Raw genomic sequence first — 14,055 nt, 5'->3', positions numbered from 1 at the left:
AGACAGGTAACGGGCAATGGCAAAAATAACGAAAGAGATGATAGCGCGGATCCTCGCCCACGTAGGCGGCGCCGCAAACGTCGCGCAGGCGGGCAACTGCATGACGCGCCTGCGCTTGACCCTGCGCGATGAAAGTCTGGCCGACAGCGCCGCCATCCGCCAGATTGACGGCGTAATGGGGGTGATCGTCAGCGACGAGCAGTTCCAGGTGGTGCTCGGCCCCGGCAAGGCGCAAACCGCCGCCGAGATGATGAACGGCCTGCTGGAGGAGGCGCCCGCCGCGCCGTCGCTGGCCGACGTCGCGGCAGAGAAAAAGCAGGCGCTGAAGGGCAAGCAGACCAGCGCGGTGCAGAAGTTTCTCGCCAAATTCGCCACCATCTTTACGCCGCTGATCCCCGGCTTTATCGCCGTCGGGCTGCTGCTGGGCTTCGCCACCCTGGCGGAACAGGTTTTCGTGCTGGAGAACGCCCATCCGAACGCCAGCCTGGTAGCGCTGATTGGCTATATGAAGGTCTTCAGCAAAGGGATGTTCACCTTCCTGAGTATCCTGATTGGCTATAACGCGCAGAAGGCGTTCGGCGGCTCCGGCGTGAACGGCGCAATTATCGCCTCGCTGTTCGTGCTGGGCTACAACCCGGAGGCGACCAGCGGCTTCTACGCCGGCATTTCCACCTTCTTCGGCCACGGCATCGATCCGCGCGGCAATATCATCGGCGTATTGATCGCCGCTATCCTTGGGGCGTGGGTTGAACGCCAGGTGCGGCGGGTAATGCCGGCCAACCTCGATATGATCCTCACTTCGGCGGTGACGCTGCTGATCATGGGCGCGGTGACCTTTACGGTGATCATGCCGATTGGCGGCTGGTTGTTTACCGGCATGTCGTGGCTGTTCCTGCATCTTAACGGCAACCCGTTTGGCTCGGCGGTGCTGTCCGGCCTGTTCCTGCTGGCGGTGATGTTCGGCGTCCATCAGGGGTTTGTCCCGGTCTATTTTGCGCTGGTGGACGCCCAGGGCTTTAACTCGCTGTTCCCGATCCTGGCGATGGCCGGGGCCGGGCAGGTGGGGGCGGCGCTGGCGCTATTCTGGCGGGCGAAGCGCGATTCGCTGCTGCGAACCCAGATTAAAGGGGCGATTATTCCGGGCTTCCTCGGGATTGGCGAGCCGCTGATCTACGGCGTCACCCTGCCGCGGATGAAGCCGTTTGTCACCGCCTGCCTCGGCGGCGCCTGCGGCGGGTTCTTCGTCGGACTGATCGCCTGGCTGGGGCTGCCGGTCGGCCTGAACACGGTGTTCGGCCCATCCGGGCTGGTGGCGCTGCCGCTGATGACCTCCGGCAGCGGAATTTACGCCGGGATGGCGGTCTACGCCGGCGGGCTGGCGGTCTCCTACCTGTGCGGCTTTGTCCTCACCTGGCTATTCGGCAGTAAAAATGTCGATTTAAGCTAGAACGCGACTGTCGGGTAGTGCCCGGTGGCGGCTTCGCCTTACCGGGCCTGCAACATCGTTACGCCGCCGCGCCCGACTACCATTTCCTGCCCCGCCGCCCGGGCTGGCGCATGCTATGATTCCCCTTTGTCATATTTCACTTGAGGAAAAGATGGGCTCCAGCAAAAAAGGGATGCTGAACGTACTGATTGCCGCCGTGCTGTGGGGCAGTTCCGGGGTGTGTGCGCAGTTTATTATGCAGGAAAGCCAGATGTCGTCGCCGTTTCTGACCATGACGCGTCTGCTGTTCGCCGGGCTGATCCTGTTGATGCTCGGCTTTGTTCACGGCGACCGCATTTTCCGCGTGCTGCAAAACCGCCGCGACGCCCTCAGCCTGCTGTTTTTCTCGCTGTTTGGCGCGTTAACCGTGCAGTTCACCTTTCTGATGACCATTGAAAAATCCAATGCCGCCACGGCCACGGTGCTGCAGTTCCTGTCCCCGACGATCATCGTCGCCTGGTTTGCCCTCGCCCGCAAAGCGCGTCCCACTCCGCTGGTGCTGGGAGCTATCTGCACCTCGCTGGCGGGCACCTTTCTGCTGGTGACCCACGGCAACCCAACGACGCTGTCGATTTCGCCGGCGGCGCTGTTCTGGGGGATCGCCTCGGCGTTTGCCGCCGCGTTTTATACCACCTATCCCTCGACGCTGATTGCCCGCTACGGGACGCTGCCGATCGTCGGCTGGAGTATGCTGTTCGGCGGCGCGATGCTGCTGCCGTTTTACGGCGGCCAGGGCACCGATTTTGTGGTGAACGGCAGCCTGCTGTTAGCTTTTTTCTATCTGGTGGTGATCGGTACCTCGCTGACCTTCAGCCTCTATCTCAATGGCGCGCAGAAAATTGGCGGCGCGAAGGCCGGGATCCTCAGCTGCGCCGAACCGCTGAGCAGCGCCCTGCTGTCGCTCCTGCTGCTGGGGATCACCTTCACGCTGCCGGACTGGCTGGGCACTCTGCTGATCCTTGCGTCGGTGGTGCTGATCGCCATCGACTCGCGGCGGCGGGTGAGAGCCGCCTGAGCAGGCGATAAAAATTGCATTTTCAATAAGTTAAACTGACCACTATTTGCGTGTTTTCGCGCCTGCGCATATAGTTGACGGAAGCGATTACGGAAGGAGAAGCCTGATGAAAGCATGTTGGATGGTATGCCTGGTCACCGCCCTGAGCGCCACGTCGGCGTGGGCCGAATCACCGCTGCAAAGCCTGCAGTTCGAGCAGCAAAAACAGCAGGTGCTCAAAGCGGTGAAGGAAAAATGCGCGCCAGCAAGCCACCTCAGCGACAACGATTTTGCCAATAAAGTGCTGGCGACCGACGGTAACAAGAACGCGGTCCGCGAAGCAACGCTGGCGAAAGAGCGCAATAACCAAAAAAGCTACCAGGCCGCAATCGACAAAATCGTCTGTCCGGCCAAATAGCGGTTATTTCAGCCTAGCGACCAGCGTTTTCCAGTCAAACGGCGTCAGCTGCCTGTAGCTCAGGCTACGGGCGGCCATCTGCTCCGGCAGCTGGCGCTGGCTTTTCGCGATCGCCTCGCTCATTATCCCGGCGCTCCCCACGTCACGCAGGGTTTTCACCACCTCTTCCATCTCTTCGCTGCGCCGAATGCCATGTTCCGCCACCCGGCTGATCAGATAGTCGGGGAACGCTCCTGTCCAGCCCAGAGAGGGGAAACTATGATGCAAGGAACTAAGCACCTCCTCCTCGACGCCATATTCACGGGCCGCGAACAGGCATTCTGTGGTGAGCGCTTCAAGACCTTTGATTATCACGCTACGGCACATTTTTATCGCCGACACCTGGCCCACCGTACTGGCGCCATAGCGGGCATTCAGCCCCAGCCCCTGCAGACGCGGCGCGATCGCCTCCGCCTGCGGCCCGCCGATCAATAACGGTGTCTGCAATCGGGCCGGCGGTACCGGCGCCATCACCGCGACATCGATGTAGGCGCCGGGCAGAAAATGTTCAGCCGCCTGCCGTTTCGTCTCCGGCGCCACGGAGTTGAGATCGAGGAAGTATTGCCCCGGCTGCAGCAGCGCGGCGGCCTGCTGCGCCACCTTTAGCGCCTCACCCGCGGTCACAGTAGAAAAAACCAGCGTGGCGCTCTCCAGCGCCTGCGCCAGCGAACTTCCCACCTGAACGCGCGAGTCACGGGCTTTTTTGCCCATCGCCTCTCGCGCCGGGCCATTGAGCTTGCAATCCCAAATGGTCACCGCATGCTCACGGGCCAGATCCGCCGCCAGAATGCCACCCGCCTCGCCAAAACCAATAAACGCGATCGTCATCATTACTCCTCACGCGGCCAGACGCGGGCCGGAATAAAAACCTCGCCAGCAAACAGCAGTCGCGCCGTGCGTAACAGGCCGCAGCCAGCCAGGGCGCCGTCAGCATCAAGCTGAAGCGTCACGCTAAATTCGCCTGTCGGATGCTCAACGCTGAGCAGCGGCGTATCGCCTGGCGCTACCTGCGCCAGGCCCTGCGCGACAGAGCCGGGGAGCAGACAAGCGCTGGCCACGCTCACCGCGCCAAACACGCCGATTGACGCGTGGCAGCGGTGCGGGATAAAGGTGCGGCTGCTGATGGCGCCGCCGTGTCGCGGTTCGGCGATCAGGGTCATCTTGGGCACCGTGCGCTGGCTGACGTCGCCAAGCTGCATCAGCGGCCCGGCCTGCAGGCGAATCGACTCCAGGCGACGTTTAAGCGCATCGTCATTATCCAGCTGTTCGCGCGTCTCATAGCCGGTGCAACCGAGGTCGGAAGCGCGCAGCAGGATCACCGGCATACCGTTATCGATGCAGGTCACCTCAACGCCGTCAAAACGGTCACGAACCCGGCCGGTCGGCAGCAGCGCCCCGCAGCTGGAGCCCGCCACATCAAGAAAATGGAGCAGGATCGGGCTGGCGCTGCCCGGCACGCCATCGATACGACTCTCGCCGGCGTAGTCGACCCCGTCGGCATCGCAGGGGATCTCTGCCACCGCCAGTTGCCCCGTGTTCTCCATATAAATACGCACCCGAGTGAGCGGCGCATCGTGGCGAACCAGACCACGCTCGATGGCGAAAGGGCCAACGGCGGCGAGAATATTGCCGCAGTTTTGGCCGTAATCCACGGTGGCCGCCGCCACGTTCACCTGGGCAAACAGATAGTCCACATCGGCGTCAGGCCGTGCGGAGCGGCGGATAATCGCCACTTTACTGGTCAGCGGATCGGCGCCGCCGATCCCGTCAATTTGCCGGGGATCAGGCGAGCCCATCACCGCCAGCAGCACCGCATCACGTTGCACCGGATCGGCAGGCAGATCGTCAGCCAGAAAACAGGCTGCCTTCGAGGTGCCGCCGCGCATCCATAGACAGGGGATTCCGCGTTGCGCCATTTATTCCTCCACCTCGTCTGCGCGGTCGTAATACCGCAGCCCCTTTTCCGCCAGACGCGGGCGCATCGCGTAAATATCCAGCCCCAGCTCGCCATGGCGCATCCGCTCACGCTTCGCAAGCTCATTGCTCATACGGGCTTCCGCTTTATCGAGCACATCACGGACCTGCGCGTGAGGCAGCACCACGACGCCATCGTCGTCGGCCACCACGACATCGCCCGGCTGCACAAGCTGACCTGCGCAAATCACCGGGACGTTAACCGAACCGAGGCTCTCTTTCACCGTTCCCTGGGCATAAACCTGACGGGACCAGACGGCGAATCCCATCTCCCGCAAAGTCTGCGAATCACGAATGCCGATATCGCCCACCAGACCGACCACGCCGCGCGATTGGAGAGACGTCGCCAGCAGATCGCCGAAGAAGCCATCGCCGCACGGCGACGTCGGGGCCACCACCAGAATATCGCCGGCGCGGCACTGCTCGACCGCGACATGAAACATCCAGTTGTCGCCTGGCGTCACCAGCACGGTTACCGCGTTGCCCGCCCGGCTGACGCCCTGCTGAATCGGACGGATTGCCGGCCCCATCAGCCCCTGACGATCCCAGGCTTCATGGAGCGTCGCCACCCCGGCCGCCTCACAGCGGCGCAAAACCGCCTCGTCATGGCGCGGCAGATGGCGGATCACAAGGCCTTTTTTATTTAACAGGTTCATGCCAGGTTCTCCGTTACGCGGGGGAAGATGCTCTGGAAGGCTTCGCCGTGAACGATATCGCGCGCGGCCGTGATGCCGATATTGCGTTTGGCCTGCACTCCGCGCTGCAGCGCCACGCGGGTGTAGTATTCCCACAGATGCTCCTGACCCTGCATGCACTGAATGGCCTGATACTTCTTCTCCCAGACGGCGGTGATGTCCAGTAACACATCGGGTTTCCAGTTGCACTGCTCCGGCTGGTGCGGTTCGAAACAGTAAACCGGGGGAGCAGCGACAATTTTCTCGCCGGGGCGATAGCCTTCTGCCTGAGCGATAATCCGAGCCTCCTGCGCCAGATGGGAGGCCAGCGGATGATCGTAGTTATAGGGATCGTGCAGGGAGTGCGTCAGGACAAAGTGGGGCTGGATACGGCGATACACATCCGCCAGACGAAACAGCGTCTCTTTATCGGCGCGCAGCGGATAGTCGCCGATATCAAAGAATTCGACGCTGGCGCCCAGGATCTCAGCGGCGGCCTGCGCCTCTTCGCGACGCACCTGCTTCACCGCCTCCTCGGTCATGTTGCCTTTGCGCCACAGTTTGGCGGACTCGCCGCGCTCGCCAAAGGATAAACAGACCACATGGACCTGATAGCCCTGCAGGGCATGCAGCGCTATCGCACCGCCCGCGCGCCAGACGAAATCGGCTGAGTGGGCGCTGACGACAAGGGCACTTTTTTCGCTAACCGGATGAGACATGATGGCTTCCTCTGTTGTTTTTTTCAGCTTGTCATGTCCCGTCGCAGGGAGGTAATTCGTTAACTTGCGAAGGCTATGATTTTTATTTATGTTGTCGACTCACTCACTGTTTCAGGCCTGACGAACCATGCTGAAGAAAAAGCACGATAAAATCATAAATATCATGCAGCTGCGCTTTTTCTGTCAGGTCGCGCTGCGCGGCAGCGTCTCGCGTGCGGCCGATGACTTATTCCGCACGCAGTCAGCGATAACCCGGGCGATCCGCGACCTTGAATCCGCCTTGAACCTCACGCTGTTCGAACGCCATTACAGCGGCATGGTGCCCACCGAGTATGGCAAGTGCATCCTGCCGCGCGCCCGGCGGGCGATTGACGACCTGCAGGCCATTCCGGCGCTGTTGCAGAAACACCATACCCGCACCAGCGGCCCGCTGGCGGACGCCGGCTGGCTGTTCAATACCCGCCGGTTAGCCATATTTATTCAGCTCTATCACGTCAACCATACCCAAACCGTCGCGCAACAGTTGGGGATCACCCAGCCGGCGGTCAGCGCCGCGCTGAAGGTCCTGGAGAAAGGGGCGGATTCGGCGCTATTTCGCCGGACGCCAGAAGGGGTGCGCCCCACGCCCGCCGCGGAGCTACTCTATCCCCCGGTAAGCAGAGCGCTCAACGAGCTGGAAAACATCTGGAGCGATATCGCCGCCCGTCGCGGGGTGCTGGAGGGCACCGTGCGCATTGGCGCCCTGCCGCTGAGCCGGACCCGGTTACTGCCCTCCGCCATCGCCGCCTTTCTGGCTCAGCACCCGGGCATTACCCTCATGACCAATGAAAGCCCGTATGAGTCGCTGGTCGCCGATATGCGGGCAGGTAATATCGATTTTATTATCGGCGCCCTGCGTCAGGATGAAGATCTTCCGGACCTCTGTAGCGAGGCGTTATTTGAAGAGGATATGTTGATTTTACTGCGTAATAACCACCCGCTGCTGCGCCATCCGGATCCGCGCAGCCAGCTGGCGACCGCGCAATGGGTGCTGCCGCGCGCCAACGCGCCGGCGCGCCATTTGCTGGATAAGGCGTTTATCACCCTGGGGCTGCCGCTGCCCCAACCGACGGTGGAGACCGGGGATGCGGCGATGGTGAGAGGATTGCTGCAGGACTCCGACATGCTGGCGGCGGTCTCCGCCAGCCAGATGCGTTTTGAAACTGACAATGGGCTGCTCAGCGTGTTGCCGGTCCCCCTGCCCGATACCACCCGGCGTATCGGGCTGACGTTTCGCGCCGGCAGCCTGCCCTCCCCGGCGACGCAGGCGCTGTTGCGTTTTATCTATCAGCAGGTTCAGGACGGGACCGTTTAACGTTTACCCGCCACCGAATAGGTTACCTGTTGGTTGCGCGTTTGCTGAAACGCCTCCAGCGTCTGCCCGCGCATCGCGGCGTAAATATGCAGGTTGGATACGCCGACCACCGCGCCCATTTTCTCCAGCAGGAAGAAACTGGCGCCATACTGAATCAATCCCCGCCAGTCGCGTGCGTTGAGCAACTGCTGTTCCTCCTCACTCAGTCCGGCTTCGGCATAAAGCGACTGAGGCGACTGCAGAAAACGTTCGCGCCAGGCAGGCTCAATCAGCCGATGCAGGAAACGGTTAAGCCGCAAGCCATTCAGGCTGCGCTCGTGGGTAAAAGGATAGGTTCCCGGCAGTTTCTCCACCCCGGCCAGCTGCTGCGCCATATGCTGGCGATGGCGCGTCAGGGTATCGACGGGGGGCAGGCGCGCATTGTTCTCAAGGATCAGCGTGGCGATACCGGTCATCGACGGCAGGTAATAGTCGCGCCAGGTTTCGGTGACATTGGCTGATAGCGCGCCGCGCATCACCAGCCACATGATCACTTCGGACCCCTCCATCCCCCCCAGCTCAGCATATTCGCCAAGGGTCATTTCGGTGAGCTTTTCCGGGTCATTAACCAGCATGTCAACAAACTGGGCATCCCAGTCGGGATTATTAAATCCGCAGCGCTCGCCATGAACCTGATGCGAGAGGCCGCCGGTCGCGACAATCGCCACATTGATATCTTCCGGGAAGCTTTCAATTGCCCGGCGCAGCGCCTGGCCGAGTTTGTAACAACGGCGCGCGCTCGGTACCGGAAATTGCAGCACGCCGATCTGTAACGGGATCACCGCCGTCGGCCACCCCTGCGCTTCATCCCAGGGCAGCAGCGCCGAAAGCGGCGAGAAAAGGCCGTGGTCGAGCTTTTTATCCATAAAGAACGACATATCAAACTCATCGGCCATCAGGCTGGCGCCAATGTGCCTTGAGAGCGCCGCATTGCCCTGGACCGGCGGCAGACAGCGTGGTCCGCCGCCTTCATCGGCAACGTCATATTGACTGTCGATTCCCAGCGTAAAAGTCGAATAGTGATCGAAGAAAAAGGCGGTCACATGATCATTAAAGATGTACACCAGCGCATCCGGTTTTTTCTCCTCCAGCCAGCGCTGCAGCGGTTCGAAGCTCTGGAAGATCGGCGACCACGCCGGGTCCTGCTGTTTATGATGATCGACCGCGAAGCCGATAGTCGGGGTATGAGAGACGGCGATACCGCCGAGAATGTTAGCCATCAGATAACTCCACTTATCGGTGTTCCAGGGGGGATGACAAAGCGTCCAGTTCTGCCTCTGTGAGTCGAGGCTTAGCGTGATTCATACGGTGCAACAAAATACAGATCCCCGCCAGGCAGGCCGGCAGCGCAAGCACCAAAAAGATCGACGAGTGTCCCGGCACGGCCAGCATCAGCATCCCACCCAGCGTGGAGCTGAGAATAGCCCCGGTACGGCCGATACCATGCATCCAGCTGACGCCGGTAGCACGGATCTCGGTTTGATAATAGGCTGGCGAATAGGCCTGCAGACCGTTCTGCGCGCCGTTAATGCACATCCCGCTGATAAAAATCAGCACCGACAGCGCCGCCGATCCGAAATCCATCAACCCCTGGGACAACAGGCACAGGCAGCCGAGGAAATAGGTTGCCGCAATCACGGCTTTCGCCGAAGCACGATCCATCAGCATACCGACAAGGATCCCGCCCAGCGGGCCGCCGAGCTGGAACAAGCCGGTCATCATCGCCGCCTGCTGCAGCGACAGCCCGCCGGAGCGGAGAATGGTTGGCAGCCAGCCGTTCAGCAGATATATCACGAACAGCCCCATAAAATAGGTCAGCCACAGCGCTATCGTGCCGCGGGCATAGCCATGCCGAAACAGCTGCGCCACTTTATTGCTGCGCGTGATGGGCGGCGCATTCAACTGAAAAACGGTTTCCGCCGTAAACTGGCCCCCAAGCCGGTTAAGCGCCCTGGCGATCTGCTCGCCCGGTAGCCGGCGCGCCACCATGTTCATCGCCGACTCCGGTAACATCACGATCATAAAGGGGAGCACCACGAGCGGCAGCACGCCGCCAAAAATCAGCGCCGAGTGCCAGCTGTAATGCGATAACAACCCGGCGGCGATAAAGCCGCCGAGGCCAGAGCCCACGTTAAAACCGCTGTACATCAGGGTGATCATCACCCCTTTACGCCGCTCCGGCATATATTCTGCCACCAGCGTGACGCAGTTGGGCATCACCGCGCCAAGGCCAAGGCCAGTAAGAAAACGCATCAGCGCCAGTTGCGATGGGCTTTGCGCCACGGCGCCGGCCAGGCTGAACAGCGCAAACAGCGCCACCGACCAGAGTAAAATGCGTTTTCGGCCGTAGCGGTCAGAAAGCGGGCCCGCCACCAGGGCGCCAATGGCGACGCCGAACATGGCCGCCCCAAGAATCGGCCCCATTTCAGCCCGGCTGATGCCCCAGTCCTCAATGAGCGCCGGGGCGACAAAGCCCATCACCGCGGCGTCATACCCATCCAGCATAATGATGATGAAACAGAGCAGCAGCACGTTCCATTGAAAGCGCGAGACCGGACGGGCATCTATCCACGCTTTCACATCGACAACGTTCATGTGATTCATAGGGTCACTTCCTTAAGCAGGCGGTACGAATGTTCTGGTTAGTGTTTTTTGAGTGGAACTTTCGTACTCAACTTAAGGCAGGTCACGCAGGCTGTCCGGTTCGAAAACCCGGCGTCAGATATGAGTTTTATTTATAATGTGAGGGATACGACAAAAACCAGCCAGCAAAAAACCCGCAGCCAACGGCGGCGGGTCAGGGCAAGAGCGGTGTTCAGTGCTTCGGAATAATTAAATCGCCGCGCAGCGGGCTGCCGCCCGGGTTGTCCGTTTTCTCGGTCAGCCAGTTGACGATCCGCGACGCCATCGCGTCCATGGAATATTCAATGGCCGGAATGGTGGGGATACCGGGCAGCTGTAACGATCCGGCGAGGCTAAACACCATCACATTTTGCGGAACGGCGCGGTTAAACGCCTGCAGCTGCGGCACCACGCGCTGCGCCTGCTGTTCATCGCTCACCAGCAGCGCGTTAAAGTTCAGCGTCGTGGCGTTATTGACCAGCTCCTGCACCGCCACCGACGGCGAGGTGTTATCCAGAAACACCAGGTTGCGATTAAACGGCAAAAAGTTTTTTTCCAGCGCGTGCTTGTAGCCCAGCAGCACCTGGTCGGCAAAGCCGCTGCTCTGCGGATGAATCAGCGCAATCTGCCGTCTCCCCTGGCTAATCAGATAGTGGCAGGCGGTTTCGGCAGCGAAGGCATGATCGAACTGAATGCTGTTGTCGCCCTCGCTGTCGAGGCAGTCCACCAGCACCACGTCCGGGCGGTTAATATTCAGGGGAAAACGCGCGCCGATGATCAGCACGTTATCGCACAACCCGCAGGTCAACTCCTCCAGCGAGCTCATCACGCCGTTGCTGGTGTTGGCGAAGCGCAGCAGCAGGTGCTTCTGGTGCTGGCTGAGCTGTTTTTCCAGGGCGTAGAGATAGCTGGTGGTTTGGTTGATGTTGTCCTGGGCGCAGATGACGCCGATACAGCCGGTGGACTGGCTGAGCAACGACTGGGCTATCATGTTTGGCCGGTAATTGAGCGCTTCCGCCGCCTGCAGCACCGCCTGACGACTGGCTTCCTTCACGCCACGTGAGCCGCTCAACACTCGCGACACCGTGGCTTTGGAAACCCCGGCAAGTCGTGAAACATCATTGATTGTCGACATCATTTTCCCCTGCGCGGGCGCCGCGTCCCGCCAAAATCCTGTAAACCTGAATCGCTTCAATTGTGACCAGCGCAGTATATCCATTTCACCATTTGTTTGGAAACCGATTTTCCATTTCAGCGCAAAACATCGCCAAATCGACAGAATAATGTGAGCGAAATCCAATAAATCCGCCCCATAAGCAGGAGATCTTGACCACTATCACAGTTCTGTTTTTTATGAATGGAAACCGGTTTCCGTCTGATATCAAATCATCCACGCAATAACTTTTTACATTTTGAGGATGGTCGTCGATGTACAAGATTATGCTGTGCTGCTCTGCCGGGATGTCCACCAGTCTGCTGGTCAGAAAGATGGTGGAGGCGGCGAATGAACGTGACCTGCCGGTGCAGATTGATGCCTATGGCGTTTCCGAATTTGACATGCAGTTTCCGCAGTATCAGGTGGTGTTGCTTGGCCCCCAGGTGAAATACATGTTGAAAACCCTGTCTGACAAAGCGGCTTCCCTGAACATTCCCGTTCAGCCCATCGATACGATGGACTACGGTATGCAGCGGGGAGACAACGTCCTGAATTATGCTCTGTCGCTGATCCCAGCGGCGCACTGAGAGGTGTTGAAATGAGTTCTCTGTATCAGTCCATGATTGCCGTGATCGAGCAATCTATTACTCCGCTGGCAGGACGCCTTGGGCAGCAGAAATACGTTATCGCGATCCGCGATGGCTTCACTGCCGCCTTGCCGTTTATGATCATCGGCTCTTTCATGCTGGTATTTATCTTTCCGCCGTTTTCACCCGATACCACCAACGGCTTTGCCCGCGGCTGGCTTGATTTCTCCCAGCACTACCGCGAACAGCTGATGCTGCCGTTTAACCTCAGCATGGGCGTGATGACCTTCTTTATCTCGGTCGGCATTGGCGCCAGCCTCGGTCGTCAGTTTCAGCTCGATCCGGTAATGTCCGGTCTGCTGGCGTTTATGGCCTTCCTGCTGGTCGCCGCGCCCTATGCCGATGGCAAAATTTCCACTCAGTATCTGTCCGGTCAGGGCATTTTCACCGCGCTGATCACCGCCATCTACTCCACCCGCGTTTATGCGTGGCTGAAGCAAAACAACATTACGATTCGTCTGCCGAAAGAGGTCCCCACCGGCGTCGCCCGTTCGTTTGAAATCCTGATCCCGGTGCTGGTGGTCATTGCGACTCTGCATCCGCTGAACCTGTTTATCGAAGCGCAGACCGGGATGATCCTGCCGCAGGCGATCATGCATCTGCTGGAGCCGCTGGTTTCCGCCTCCGACTCGCTGCCGGCGATTTTGCTCTCCGTTCTGATGTGCCAGATTTTCTGGTTCGCCGGGATCCACGGCTCACTGATTGTTACCGGCATTATGAACCCGTTCTGGATGGCCAACCTGTCGGCAAACCAGGCGGCGCTGGCGGCGGGTACGGTGCTGCCGCACGTCTATCTGCAGGGCTTCTGGGATCACTATCTGCTGATTGGCGGTGTCGGTTCGACTCTGCCGCTGGCTTTCCTGCTGCTGCGTAGCCGGGCCACGCATCTGCGCACCATCGGCAAGATGGGCATTGTGCCGAGCTTCTTTAATATCAACGAGCCGATTCTGTTCGGGGCGCCAATCATCATGAACCCGATGATGTTTATCCCCTTCGTCTGCGTGCCGATGGTCAACGCGGTGCTGGCTTACGGCGCGACGCGTCTTGGCTGGCTGAGCCAGGTGGTGTCCCTCACTCCGTGGACCACGCCGGCACCAATTGGCGCGTCATGGGCGGCCAACTGGACCCTGAGTCCGGTGGTGATGTGTCTCATCTGCATGGTGATGTCGGCGGTCATTTACCTGCCGTTCCTGCGCGCCTATGAACGTTCCTTAATGAAAACCGAAGTTGAGAAAGCCAAAAATAGCGTTCCAGTGGCAGAAACCGTTAGCTAATCCCTCCCCTTCCGGAGAGATAATAAGATGACAGCGTAATAATGCAGAAAATGGACTTTCACTGCATTATTAAATAATAAATACCTCAGGAATACACATGATTGAATTAGAAGATGCGGTAATGGAAATTATCGTTAATGCAGGACAGTCACGCTCATTATGTTTTGAAGCGTTGCATGCGGCCCGAACCGGAAATATCGACGAAGCGCGCTTACTCTTAAATGAGGCCGACGGCTACGCCCGCCGGGCGCATCAGATGCAGACCCAGCTCATCGGGCAGGATGCCGGTGAAGCGCGTCAGCCTATGACGCTGATTATGGTACATGCCCAGGATCATCTGATGAATTCGCTGCTGGCCCGCGAGTTCTCAGAAGAATTAATCCATCTGTACCAGCGTTAATTAATATGGAATAACGTCAGCGAGAATATTATTCTCCGGCGTCGCTGTACCCTAAAAAACAAATCAGCTTATTTTGGTTATTTATTTTAGCCAGAATGGGATGGTTATTATCTGAAATATATTAATTATTAAAGCGAGATAACCATGAATACTGTGAAAAAACTGCCTTTAGCCATGGCGGTGGTCGCCGCGCTGTGCCCAATTTCTGTCATGGCGCAAGAATTTACGCAGGAACAGATCGACGCCATCGTTGCCAAAG

Annotated in this window: 14 protein-coding genes and 1 pseudogene; 8 read left to right on the top strand and 7 right to left on the bottom strand. The window is 59.2% G+C overall.

Going from position 1 to position 14,055, the window contains the following annotated elements; translation table 11 throughout:
* Positions 1-16: 16 nt before the first annotated feature.
* The 3 genes from murP to AS136_RS08035 all read left to right on the top strand — a co-directional run bounded on the left by murP (position 17) and on the right by AS136_RS08035 (position 2,898).
* Positions 17-1,447 (top strand): PTS N-acetylmuramic acid transporter subunit IIBC, encoded by a 1,431-nt coding sequence (gene murP, locus AS136_RS08045; RefSeq protein ID WP_023323404.1) that lies wholly within the window; start codon positions 17-19, stop codon positions 1,445-1,447.
* 151 nt (positions 1,448-1,598) lie between these two features.
* A complete protein-coding gene (locus AS136_RS08040) occupies positions 1,599-2,501 on the top strand; it encodes a DMT family transporter (RefSeq protein ID WP_002923118.1) in 903 nt (300 codons plus the stop codon).
* A gap of 106 nt (positions 2,502-2,607) precedes the next feature.
* Positions 2,608-2,898, top strand: a complete 291-nt coding sequence (locus AS136_RS08035; protein ID WP_002923120.1) for a YicS family protein — start codon at positions 2,608-2,610, stop codon at positions 2,896-2,898.
* Between the two features lie 3 nt (positions 2,899-2,901).
* Here the strand turns inward: AS136_RS08035 and AS136_RS08030 are convergent, their stop codons facing one another.
* Genes AS136_RS08030 through galB form a run of 4 tightly spaced genes read right to left on the bottom strand, consistent with a single transcriptional unit; the run spans position 2,902 to position 6,304 of the window.
* Positions 2,902-3,765 carry an NAD(P)-dependent oxidoreductase gene (locus AS136_RS08030; protein WP_063266745.1) on the bottom strand — a complete coding sequence of 288 codons (864 nt, stop codon included), beginning with the start codon at positions 3,763-3,765 and terminating at the stop codon, positions 2,902-2,904.
* A gap of 2 nt (positions 3,766-3,767) precedes the next feature.
* Positions 3,768-4,853, bottom strand: a complete 1,086-nt coding sequence (locus AS136_RS08025) for a 4-oxalomesaconate tautomerase (protein WP_016162004.1) — start codon at positions 4,851-4,853, stop codon at positions 3,768-3,770.
* Positions 4,854-5,567 carry a 4-carboxy-4-hydroxy-2-oxoadipate aldolase/oxaloacetate decarboxylase gene (locus AS136_RS08020; RefSeq protein WP_008806775.1) on the bottom strand — a complete coding sequence of 238 codons (714 nt, stop codon included), beginning with the start codon at positions 5,565-5,567 and terminating at the stop codon, positions 4,854-4,856.
* On the bottom strand, positions 5,564-6,304 hold the full coding sequence (gene galB, locus AS136_RS08015) for a 4-oxalmesaconate hydratase (RefSeq protein WP_008806774.1): 741 nt from the start codon (positions 6,302-6,304) through the stop codon (positions 5,564-5,566). The genes AS136_RS08020 and galB overlap by 4 nt, the downstream gene beginning before the upstream one ends.
* 127 nt (positions 6,305-6,431) lie before the next feature.
* On the opposite strand from galB, the gene AS136_RS08010 reads away from it, so the two are divergent.
* A complete protein-coding gene (locus tag AS136_RS08010) occupies positions 6,432-7,658 on the top strand; it encodes a LysR family transcriptional regulator (protein WP_023323406.1) in 1,227 nt (408 codons plus the stop codon).
* Here AS136_RS08010 and AS136_RS08005 read toward each other — a convergent pair.
* From AS136_RS08005 to AS136_RS07995, 3 genes are all read right to left on the bottom strand, one after another.
* Positions 7,655-8,917, bottom strand: a complete 1,263-nt coding sequence (locus AS136_RS08005; protein WP_008806772.1) for a gallate dioxygenase — start codon at positions 8,915-8,917, stop codon at positions 7,655-7,657. The genes AS136_RS08010 and AS136_RS08005 overlap by 4 nt on opposite strands.
* Positions 8,918-8,930: 13 nt before the next feature.
* Positions 8,931-10,301: an MFS transporter gene (locus AS136_RS08000; protein ID WP_008806771.1), complete on the bottom strand. Its 1,371-nt coding sequence runs from the start codon at positions 10,299-10,301 to the stop codon at positions 8,931-8,933.
* 211 nt (positions 10,302-10,512) lie between these two features.
* The gene (locus AS136_RS07995; RefSeq protein WP_032691298.1) at positions 10,513-11,454 is read right to left on the bottom strand and encodes a LacI family DNA-binding transcriptional regulator; all 942 of its coding nucleotides are present in this window, start codon (positions 11,452-11,454) and stop codon (positions 10,513-10,515) included.
* A 293-nt stretch (positions 11,455-11,747) separates the two neighbouring features.
* Here AS136_RS07995 and AS136_RS07990 point away from each other — a divergent pair, with 293 nt between their 5' ends.
* The 4 genes and pseudogenes from AS136_RS07990 to AS136_RS07975 form a co-directional block, all read left to right on the top strand.
* On the top strand, positions 11,748-12,062 hold the full coding sequence (locus AS136_RS07990; protein WP_004145041.1) for a PTS sugar transporter subunit IIB: 315 nt from the start codon (positions 11,748-11,750) through the stop codon (positions 12,060-12,062).
* Positions 12,063-12,073: 11 nt separating this feature from the next.
* The gene (locus AS136_RS07985) at positions 12,074-13,396 is read left to right on the top strand and encodes a PTS cellobiose transporter subunit IIC (RefSeq protein ID WP_002923156.1); all 1,323 of its coding nucleotides are present in this window, start codon (positions 12,074-12,076) and stop codon (positions 13,394-13,396) included.
* 97 nt (positions 13,397-13,493) lie between these two features.
* Positions 13,494-13,796, top strand: a complete 303-nt coding sequence (locus AS136_RS07980) for a PTS lactose/cellobiose transporter subunit IIA (protein WP_002923158.1) — start codon at positions 13,494-13,496, stop codon at positions 13,794-13,796.
* A 144-nt stretch (positions 13,797-13,940) separates the two neighbouring features.
* A pseudogene (locus tag AS136_RS07975) lies at positions 13,941-14,055 on the top strand (carbohydrate porin); the annotation flags it as partial.

The organism is Klebsiella sp. D5A (assembly GCF_001620885.1).
Classification (GTDB): Bacteria; Pseudomonadota; Gammaproteobacteria; order Enterobacterales; family Enterobacteriaceae; genus Klebsiella; species Klebsiella variicola.
Note: the sequence above shows the minus strand (reverse complement) of the source record. Positions and strands in the feature narration are given on the sequence as shown.